We start from the raw sequence: 9,393 nt of genomic DNA, 5'->3' as shown, positions 1-9,393 counted from the left end.
AGTAAATTGTGTTACAGCTACAGTTAAGCTAGAAGGTAATCTTTAGCCTGCGCTGTGATCACGAGGTACGAGGTAACCAGTACCCTGTGGCGTGCTTACCCTATCTATGGATACTTCCACTGCTAGCTCTAACCAACCGTTACTCACGACCTTCAAGGGCATTGCATTGTTTACACCTGGAGGCGATCTGGTTTATTGCATCGATCCTCATAAACGCGATCGCTGGCATTCTCAGCTCTGTTCAGCGTTGCAAGAAGTCTTGGGCTTAATGGAGCCGCCTAATTTTCTCGTGCCCTGTTACACAGCAACGATCGACTGCTGGCTTGATCCCCACACCCAGCAACGGCAAATCTTAGCTGAAGCCTTTCCGTCTGTGCTTCATTATCAAGTGCTCTTGAATACCATTTTCAATACCCAAGGGTTAGTCTGGCAAGCAGCGCCTGTATCGGGGGATTTATGCGATCCAATGTTGATTGCCACCTACTACCACCAATTCCCAGAGCTATGGCAAGATCACGACTTGGTGATGAATGTTGAGCATTTACATACTTTTAGTGCTACTCCATCACTGCAATCGACTGATATTTTCTCGTCCCAGAGTGATGATGTGTATGCTCAGGGGTATGTGTTTCGCCTGTTTGTGTCTGGCTATAGTCAGGCAACGGAACGAGCATTGCAAAGTCTTCATCAAATTTTGACACAATCGCTACAACAGCCTTATACCTTGAAAGTGGTTGATATTCAAAAACACCCAGAACTAGCGGAAGAAAACCACATTTCGGCAACCCCAACTCTGTTGCGGGTGTGGCCTAAACCTATTCGACGAGTAGTCGGTGAATTGTTAGAACCAGCGGTTATCTTGCGAGCATTGGGCTTGTAAGGATAGTTTCTAGTTTCTACCCCTAGCCTAGAGTTTCGGTTCAGTGCAGAGCCTGGGAATACTAGCTTGGATTTTGGATAGCAGCAGTTGCTTGATGCAACATGCTCAACCGAGTATCCGCCGCATTTCTAAGGAATCAGCTAGTGATTGCGGAATAGGGCCGACCTATGGAGTAGCAACCAATTGGATGGTTGGGATATAGTTGTTGTTAAGGCTCTCAGTGAAGATTTCAGCCTTCACTACAGATCTTATGGCTAGCCTAAGTATGCCATGGGCAGGGTGATCTCCAAAAATCTTGGATTACGGTCAGAGGCAGTGAGCGCGTCTTCCTGAATTACATTTGTACTACATTTGTACTACCTTGGTTTTGCAGTCCTTATCCGTGGCAGTAACTAAAGGCTACTGCCCGATTTTCATCCTATTCGCTGCGCTCAGATTCTAGATGGGTGCGCTACAATCAACCGCTTTCAAGGATTGGCTGTTTTCGAGACTGACTGGTTTTCACGAAATCGCTCGTTTAGAGGCTCTCACCTATGTTTTCATTAATTCGGGTTCGTAACTACGGGTTGCCTTTACGTCATCAATGGTTACGGCCTTGGCTGTTAACGATCATCACTGCACTAGTAGTGATTATATTGTCATTGCAGGCAACTAGTCTTGCCCAGGGCAAGTATCCACCGTTTCTCGACCCCCATGTGAATGATTACGGCAAGATTCTCAAGCCCCAGGATGCAGCAGCTATTCGCACTACACTGCAAAAGTTCCGGGCTGACACAGGAGTTCATGCGGTGGTGCTGACTGTCAACTCGTTTAAGCACTATCGCACTGGTGACCCAACTATTGAGTCCTTTGCAACGAATATCTTCAATACTTGGCAAATTGGCGATCGTACTCGTAATGATGGGGTTTTGCTGTTAGTCGCTCCTAGCGATCGCAAAGTTCGCATTGAGCTAGGTCGTGGCTATGGCAGAGCCTACGACGCAGTGATGCAGAGTGTGATTCAGTATGACATACTCCCTAGCTTCAAAACTGGCGACTATAGCCGTGGCACCTACCAAGGTGTAGTCGCCATCGTTCGGCAATTGGCTCCTGCGGATACTACTGCTGTTACCCCTAGCCAGTTTGATGGATCTGAGACTAGTCGCGTTACATCCTTCAACCCAGCTTGGATAATCGGTGGTGCTGGAGTCACCTTGTTGACCAGTGTTGCAGGAGCTACATTGTATTGGCGCTACCGAGGTCGGCGTTGTCCACGATGCCAAACGGCCATGACTCGACTGTCTGAGCAACTGGAGGATGAATACTTAAACGCTGGACAGCGCCGAGAAGAGTCTCTGCAATCGGTGGACTATGATGTGTGGGTATGCCCTAGCTGTGGCTACAACCAAGTAAAGCGATATGGAGGAACCGATTCAAGTGCGTGGAAGCAATGTCCTAGCTGTAACTTCAAGACCTTAAAAGTCTCTCAGACTACCCTGCACTATGCTACCTATGACTATGAGGGTGAGGAGGAAATTCGGCAACACTGTCACTATTGCGGTTACAGTAACACGTATACCCAGTCAACTCCTCGGCTGGTTCGTTCCGACAATAGCAACTACAGCAGCAGTTACGACAGCAGCTATAGCAGTAGCTATGACAGCAGTAGCTACGACAGCTATAGTTCTAGCTCTGACCGTGATGGTGGCAGTTCATCAGGGGGTGGAGCCACTGGTGAGTGGTAAGTTCTAACTTGGCTAGCTCTCAGGGCTATTGGGGCGGCGTGGTCGCCAAAAGGCTGCTATGAGAATACAGACTACCCCTATGTTGATGGATACATCAGCAAGGTTAAATACTGGAAAGTTAATTATGCGGGCATCTAGAAAGTCAATCACGGCACCTGTAGCGAAGCGATCGATGCCATTGCCGATCGCGCCTCCCAAAATAAAGCCATACCCTGCCTGTTCCCAACGGTTGAGGCGTGGCCCAAACCAGCCTAATATCATCAATCCCAAGCTTACGACCAGTGAGAGCCAACGTAGCCATACTTCACCCTTGAAAATACTGAAGGCAGCACCAGTATTGGTGACATAAGTCAGATGAAACACCGATGGCCAGAGTGGAATCGTTTCTCCGAGGTGGAAGTAGTGAATCACAACTGTCTTAGATATCTGATCTACGGCAACAGCCACTACTGCTGTAATCCAAAATAAAAGATTCTTAGTAACCAACAATTGTTTGAGCGACATGGAGCAGATTAGTAAAACATAAGCTTCCGCAGTGCATAGGAAAATATGCCGATCGCGCAAACAATAGCAAGGTGCCCAGGAAAGGGACTAACTGAGTATTTCACCAGCGCCTCCCACAGGGGTATGGCATCAGTAATCCAATGCAGGNCATAACCTAGGGTCAGGTATAGCATACCGACGCTATGAATCGTGAGCAGTCCACAAAAACCACTGAACGTCAACAATTCTATTTTCGGTGATGCCTGGAATGCCAGCCATCCACACACCCAAGCACCAGGTACAAATCCTAACAAATAACCAAATGCTGGCTCTCGGTAATATTCCAAGCCACTGCCGCCACCAAATACTTGCTGAAAGCCAGCCAACCCCAAAGTCAGATATGCAACCTGCGACAATGCTCCAGCGTGTTTGCCGCCCATACAGCTTGACAGCAATACACCACTAAGCTGACAGGTGACCCCAAGGCCATACGCCCGTACTGTAACATCATAGCCAGCCCATAGAGGCATAGCAATGGCTGCCTCCACAAAAGTGCCTGTAATCGTCAACACCAATCCAATAAGTGCCCATGATAGTTCAACGGGCAAGGTTGGCATGATCTCGTCACGGCTAGTCACAGGATTCACTTAACTCAACAAACTGGGGTACGGGTGCCTCCCCACCTTCTAAACCTAGGGAAGCTAACATAGCGTGATCTTGCTCTGGCGGTTGTCCTAGAGTAGTGAGGTAATGCCCAATCAGCATAGCATTGATACCCGATCGCAACCCAAGGTCTTGGAGGTCACCCATAACTGCTTCCCGACCTCCAGCATAGCGAATAATCTGACGGGGTAAGAGCAGGCGCATGATGGCGATCGCCTTTAGCGCTTCATAGGGATCCAATTTGGGACGATCGCCCAGAGGTGTCCCTTGCCGAGGATTCAGAAGATTTAGGGGCACAGATTCCACCTCTAGCTCCCGCAGTGCTAGAGCTAAATCGATACGATCTTCCCAGGTTTCACCCATGCCAATAATGCCACCCGTACAGGCTTGAATACCTGCGGCTTTCAGGTGTTTCACGGTTTGCACGCGATCGTGCCAGCTATGGGTCGTAACAATTTCTGGATAAAAGCGCTCCGAGGCTTCTAGGTTATGGTTATAGCGAGTCACACCAGCATCTTTCAGGGCTTGGGCCTGTTCTAAGGTCACTTCTCCCAATGCACAGCAGGGCTTAATATTTGTTTCTGCTATGATCCGCCGCACGGTAGCTAAAATCTGTTCAAACTCGCTGGATTTGGGACTGTTATACTTAACGCCCCGTCCCTGACTCACCAGACAAAAGCGTTTAGCACCTGCGGCAGCAGCAGCCTTTGCTTGCGCAACAATCTCATCGGGTGACTTCAAGCCATACACAGGGGATCCCTCACCAGGATGGTGAGCAGACTGAGCACAAAAGTGACAATTCTCTGAACAATTGCCAGACTTGATATTGACAATGCTGCATAGGTCAACGACATGACCACAACAAGCCTCTCTGACACGATTGGCAGCTTCACAGAGCAACAGAATGTTTTCCTGTCCGTCAATCTGAGAGAGGACGATCGCCGTGTCTCGATCCAGCAGCCTACCTGCAATAATCTGCTCAGTAAGGGTTGCTAGCCACGAACGTAGGGTTTCGCCAGTCAGAGTGGTGGGGTCAACACCGATCGTCTCGATGAAATGATCCTGACTAGACAGAACAGAACTGGAGGATGATGCTGTATGAACCACGATGAATGCCCTCGATCTTGTTGTAGGGTGTTGTGTGACTGCCATTCTACAGGATTAGCCTACCACCAACAGGGAATTGCAATATGTTGTTGAGAAATCACCCCCGCTTTGTTGCTGTGATCATAGTTGGATGCACTGCTGGTCTGGGGCTGCTGGACTCTGCCCTAGCGCTGAGCCAATCCGTAGAACTAGGTATTCACGCATGGTCAGCCTCTCCTATGGCACAAACAACTACTGCACCTTCCCCATCGGAGAAGGTTCCCCCTCAAGAAGATCTCCCGGATTCCTTGGAGATTACAAAACCGGATCCACTATTGCCGAGAATCCCTGTGAAGCGTCCCCTCACCGTTCTAGAACGACGATCGCTGACCGAAGCCCTAGACAAATTAGAAGTAGAGGCTAAAGCGGCACGAGAGCAGGGTGACCTAGCAACTGCATTTAAGATCTGGAATCGCACACTACGGCTGCGGCGCTTTCTGGGTGTCATCTCCGAAGTGCGGGCATTAGGACAAGTAGGCAATATAGCTTGGGAAGAAACTCAGCCAATCCAAATCCGGTTAATTCGTAACCGCTTGCAAGCTATTCAAGAACAGTACTTGCCTAGTTTGACCCAGCGTTCAACTGCCTTACCCCAACTCCCTGACTCAGAACAAGTTGAGCCAGATCCGGCGCTAATGCTGCCTCAGTTGCCCACAGATCCTGTGGATCTTGTGCTGTTACAGCGGGCACTGGGTATCGCTTACCAGCAGATTCGATCGCGCCCCTTAGCGTTGGCTGTCTATGAACAACAACTGGCTCAGGCCAGACAGCGAGGCGATCGCGCTCTAGAGCAAGCTACGCTGATTATCATCGGTGGCTTGCACTTTAACTGGTTTGACTATCCAAATGCAGTACAAACCTATCGACAGTTGCTGCCTCTAGCACCAATTAAGGTGACCACCCCGCCCGTAAAACGTTCAGAAGACCAAGCCCTAGAAGACCCACCGTTGATGACCAAAGCTGAGATTCTCCGGCGAATCATCTACATGCAGGAGCAAGATCGCCAATGGCTGGCTGCGATCGCTACCCAAGAGGAACTAGTCATGCTGGCTCAAAGCCAAAAACAGACCGATTTGATGCCTGGATTACGGCTAGCGATCGCCCGCAACTATCGAGCACTTGGGGATTTTGATGCTGCGATCGCCAACTATCGGCAGGCATATTTACTAGCCCAACCTCTCCAGCAGTTTGGTTATGCCAGTGATGCCCTCAAAGAAGCAGCCGACCTATACAAAGCAAACAATCAGCCCCAAAAAGCCATCGAAATCTATCAGTTTTTGCTAGAGGTAGACCAACAAGCCTATAACACCTATGGTCGCATGATGACCTACGACCAAATTGGACAGCTCTATCGGCAACAAGGAGACACTACCCGTGCCGTTCGCGCCTTTCAACAGGGACTGGCCTTAGCTCGCCAACTCAAATACCAAGAAGACTACTTCCTCCAACAGATTGAATCAGTCCGCAATCCCAGCCCCAAATCTACTACTTCCGCTCCAGCAGGATGAAGTTCACGTTAAGGGCATGGCTAGTTTTTGTCCCTATGGCCACAACATCAGTTACTAGGGCTGACATGATTAGCTGGTTGCTGCTCAAGCAAACTAGGATAGAGCTAGTTGAGTAGAGAGGCAAGGTGCAATGACTAGCCTAGTTCCTATCTCTGATGACGTGCTCTACCCTTCCAGCGATGGTAATCCTATGGCCGAAAATACTGTCCAGTATCGCTGGATTGTCACCATCAAAGAAAATTTAGAAATCCTCTTTGCTAAAGATCCCTATGTCTTTGTTGCTGGAGATTTGTTGTGGTATCCCGTACCTGTGGAGGCACCACCTGCCCCCAGACAAGCCCCTGATGTAATGGTGGTGTTTGGGGTACCCAAGGGCGATCGCAACTCCTACCAGCAATGGAAAGAACACAACATTCCGCCCCAGGTAGTATTTGAAATTCTCTCAGACAGCAACAAAACTGCCAAGGGCAAGCGGCAAATGCAGGAGAAGTTTGAGTTCTATCAGTACTACGGTGTAGAAGAGTACTATATCTATGACCCCGATGAGTTTGTCTTGCAGGGCTGGCAACGTCAAGGCAATGCCCTAGCGCTGATTCCTAGGATGAGTCAATGGGTTAGCCCTCGTTTACAGATTCAGTTTGATTGGTACCCAGAGCAAGATTTGGTGATTCGTTATCCAGATGGTCGCAAGTTCCTCAGTTTTTTGGAATTGGCTGAGCAAACAGAACTTGCCCAACAACAGGCAAGCTTAGCTGAGCAGCGGGCAAGCTTAGCCGAGCAACGGGCAGGCTTAGCCGAGCAACGGGCTGAGCAATTAGCGGCCTATCTGAGAGCGATCGGGGTTAATCCCGATGATATTGCTCCCTAGGTAGCGATCCTATAATCTAAGCCTGAAGTGCTTAATATTCGTTAATATAAGGATATTGCGTTTTAATAAAAGAAATCCCGTTTCATCGGATGTAGGAGGATTGGGTTTAGTGAATAAGCGATGGAGAAATGCTGGGTTATATGTATTGCTAGCAATTGTTGTTGTTGCCCTAGCTACAGCATTGTTTGAAAATAAGCAACCCCCGCAAGAGACGTGGCGCTACAGTCAATTCCTACAGAGTGTAGAAAACAATCAAGTGGAACAGGTTACGGTGACTCGCGATCGCACCAAAGCTCGAGTCAAGACTAATGATGGCAGGCGCGTTGCTGTCAATCTGGCTAATGATCCAGACCTGATTAACACTCTTGTTGCTAAAGGGGTTGATATTCAAGTAGAGCCTCAGAGTGCTGATGGCTTCTGGGTGCGGTCACTAAGCAGTCTCTTCTTTCCGATCTTGTTGATAGCAGGTCTATTTCTGCTATTGCGTCGTGCTCAGAACGGCCCCGGCAACCAAGCTATGAATTTTGGCAAGTCCCGCGCGCGAGTGCAAATGGAACCCCAAACCCAAGTAACCTTTGGGGATGTTGCAGGCATCGAGCAGGCCAAATTGGAGCTGGCAGAGGTAGTAGACTTCCTTAAGAATGCTGATCGTTTTACCGCTGTTGGAGCCAAGATTCCCAAGGGCGTGTTGTTAGTTGGGCCTCCTGGCACTGGTAAAACCCTGTTGGCACGGGCGGTTGCCGGCGAGGCTGGCGTGCCCTTCTTCTCCATCTCTGGTTCTGAATTCGTTGAGATGTTCGTAGGCGTGGGTGCCTCTCGTGTCCGCGACCTATTTGAGCAGGCTAAGTCCAATGCTCCGTGCATTGTGTTCATTGATGAAATTGATGCCGTTGGTCGGCAGCGAGGTGCTGGTCTTGGTGGGGGGAATGATGAACGTGAGCAAACCCTGAACCAGTTGTTGACAGAAATGGATGGGTTTGAGGGCAATACAGGCATTATTGTGATTGCAGCCACCAACCGTCCTGATGTTCTGGATGCAGCCTTGTTACGTCCCGGACGGTTTGATCGCCAAGTTGTGGTCGATCGCCCCGACTATGCAGGCCGCCTTGAAATTCTCAATGTTCATGCCCGTGGCAAGACCTTGGCAAAGGACGTGGATTTAGAGAAAATTGCCCGTCGTACCCCTGGCTTCACTGGCGCAGATTTGTCAAACCTGTTGAATGAAGCAGCTATCCTGGCGGCACGTCGCAACCTGACCGAGATTTCTATGGATGAGGTGAATGATGCGATCGATCGCGTTTTAGCTGGCCCAGAGAAGAAAGACCGGGTTATGAGTGAAAAGCGCAAGCAGGTAGTTGCTTACCACGAGGCTGGCCACGCCCTTGTGGGTGCATTAATGCCCGACTATGACCCTGTACAAAAGATTAGTATTATCCCGCGTGGACGTGCTGGCGGGTTAACGTGGTTTACCCCCAGTGAGGATCGTATGGACTCTGGATTACTCTCCCGCTCCTATCTGCAAAACCAGATGGCTGTAGCCCTGGGTGGCCGAGTGGCCGAAGAAATTGTCTTTGGTGATGAAGAAGTAACAACTGGTGCTTCCAACGATTTGCAACAGGTGGCACGGGTTGCACGCCAGATGGTAACTCGCTATGGCATGAGTGATAAGCTCGGCCCTGTGGCCTTAGGTCGTCAGCAAGGTAACATGTTCTTAGGACGAGATATTGCAGCAGAGCGAGACTTCTCTGAAGAGACGGCTGCCATGATTGACGATGAGGTGAAGAGACTAGTGGATGCAGCCTATCGTTGTGCCAAGGATGTCTTAACCAACAACCGCCCAGTCTTGGATAAACTAGCCAGTATGTTGGTAGATAAGGAAACCGTGGACGCAGAGGAATTGCAGGAGTTGCTGGCAACCAGTGATGTGAAAATGGCTACAGTTGCCTAGTGGCATTATTCCTGTTCACATGGATTGTTTGCTTTGCCTGTTGTTCAAAGCCATCTGTATAGCTTTCCTATCGGTTCGTAGTGCGGACTTAAGTACGCACTGTTAGTCTTATAGTCAAAATGCAGAGATATATTGATTCCAGATTAGAAAGAGATGCTTGTATCCTCTGTCCC

At 49.4% G+C, this 9,393-nt stretch carries 7 protein-coding genes and 1 pseudogene; 5 read left to right on the top strand and 3 right to left on the bottom strand.

The genetic code is table 11. From position 1 onward, the window contains the following. The first annotated feature begins 106 nt into the window (after positions 1 to 106). Both NZ772_07960 and NZ772_07955 read left to right on the top strand, forming a co-directional pair. A complete protein-coding gene (locus tag NZ772_07960; GenBank protein MCS6813489.1) occupies positions 107 to 880 on the top strand; it encodes a circadian clock KaiB family protein in 774 nt (257 codons plus the stop codon). Between the two features lie 533 nt (positions 881 to 1,413). Then, positions 1,414 to 2,604, top strand: coding sequence for a TPM domain-containing protein (locus tag NZ772_07955; protein ID MCS6813488.1), 1,191 nt, complete (start codon positions 1,414 to 1,416; stop codon positions 2,602 to 2,604). Positions 2,605 to 2,616: 12 nt separating this feature from the next. Here NZ772_07955 and lspA read toward each other — a convergent pair whose 3' ends face one another. The 3 genes and pseudogenes from lspA to bioB form a co-directional block, all read right to left on the bottom strand. After that, the gene (gene lspA / locus NZ772_07950; protein MCS6813487.1) at positions 2,617 to 3,108 is read right to left on the bottom strand and encodes a signal peptidase II; all 492 of its coding nucleotides are present in this window, start codon (positions 3,106 to 3,108) and stop codon (positions 2,617 to 2,619) included. 8 nt (positions 3,109 to 3,116) lie between these two features. After that, positions 3,117 to 3,704, bottom strand: a complete 588-nt coding sequence (locus NZ772_07945) for a biotin transporter BioY (GenBank protein ID MCS6813486.1) — start codon at positions 3,702 to 3,704, stop codon at positions 3,117 to 3,119. Positions 3,705 to 3,717: 13 nt separating this feature from the next. After that, positions 3,718 to 4,764: pseudogene (bioB, locus tag NZ772_07940) on the bottom strand (biotin synthase BioB). A 182-nt stretch (positions 4,765 to 4,946) separates the two neighbouring features. Between bioB and NZ772_07935 the strand changes: the two are divergent. From NZ772_07935 to ftsH3, 3 genes are all read left to right on the top strand, one after another. Next, positions 4,947 to 6,404 (top strand): tetratricopeptide repeat protein, encoded by a 1,458-nt coding sequence (locus tag NZ772_07935; protein MCS6813485.1) that lies wholly within the window; start codon positions 4,947 to 4,949, stop codon positions 6,402 to 6,404. A gap of 130 nt (positions 6,405 to 6,534) precedes the next feature. After that, positions 6,535 to 7,272: a Uma2 family endonuclease gene (locus NZ772_07930; GenBank protein ID MCS6813484.1), complete on the top strand. Its 738-nt coding sequence runs from the start codon at positions 6,535 to 6,537 to the stop codon at positions 7,270 to 7,272. 100 nt (positions 7,273 to 7,372) lie between these two features. Then, positions 7,373 to 9,220: an ATP-dependent zinc metalloprotease FtsH3 gene (gene ftsH3 / locus NZ772_07925; GenBank protein ID MCS6813483.1), complete on the top strand. Its 1,848-nt coding sequence runs from the start codon at positions 7,373 to 7,375 to the stop codon at positions 9,218 to 9,220. The last annotated feature ends 173 nt before the right edge of the window (positions 9,221 to 9,393 follow it).

This window comes from Cyanobacteriota bacterium, assembly GCA_025054735.1.
In the GTDB taxonomy this organism is placed as follows: Bacteria; Cyanobacteriota; Cyanobacteriia; order SKYG9; family SKYG9; genus SKYG9.
Note: the sequence above shows the minus strand (reverse complement) of the source record. Positions and strands in the feature narration are given on the sequence as shown.

Excerpts from the sequence above, each read along its gene's own strand:
- NZ772_07930 (MCS6813484.1), top strand. The coding sequence starts at position 6,535 with ATGACTAGCCTAGTTCCTATCTCTGATGACGTGCTCTACCCTTCCAGC.
- NZ772_07960 (MCS6813489.1), top strand. The coding sequence starts at position 107 with ATGGATACTTCCACTGCTAGCTCTAACCAACCGTTACTCACGACCTTC.
- NZ772_07955 (MCS6813488.1), top strand. The coding sequence starts at position 1,414 with ATGTTTTCATTAATTCGGGTTCGTAACTACGGGTTGCCTTTACGTCAT.
- lspA (MCS6813487.1), bottom strand. The coding sequence starts at position 3,108 with ATGTCGCTCAAACAATTGTTGGTTACTAAGAATCTTTTATTTTGGATT.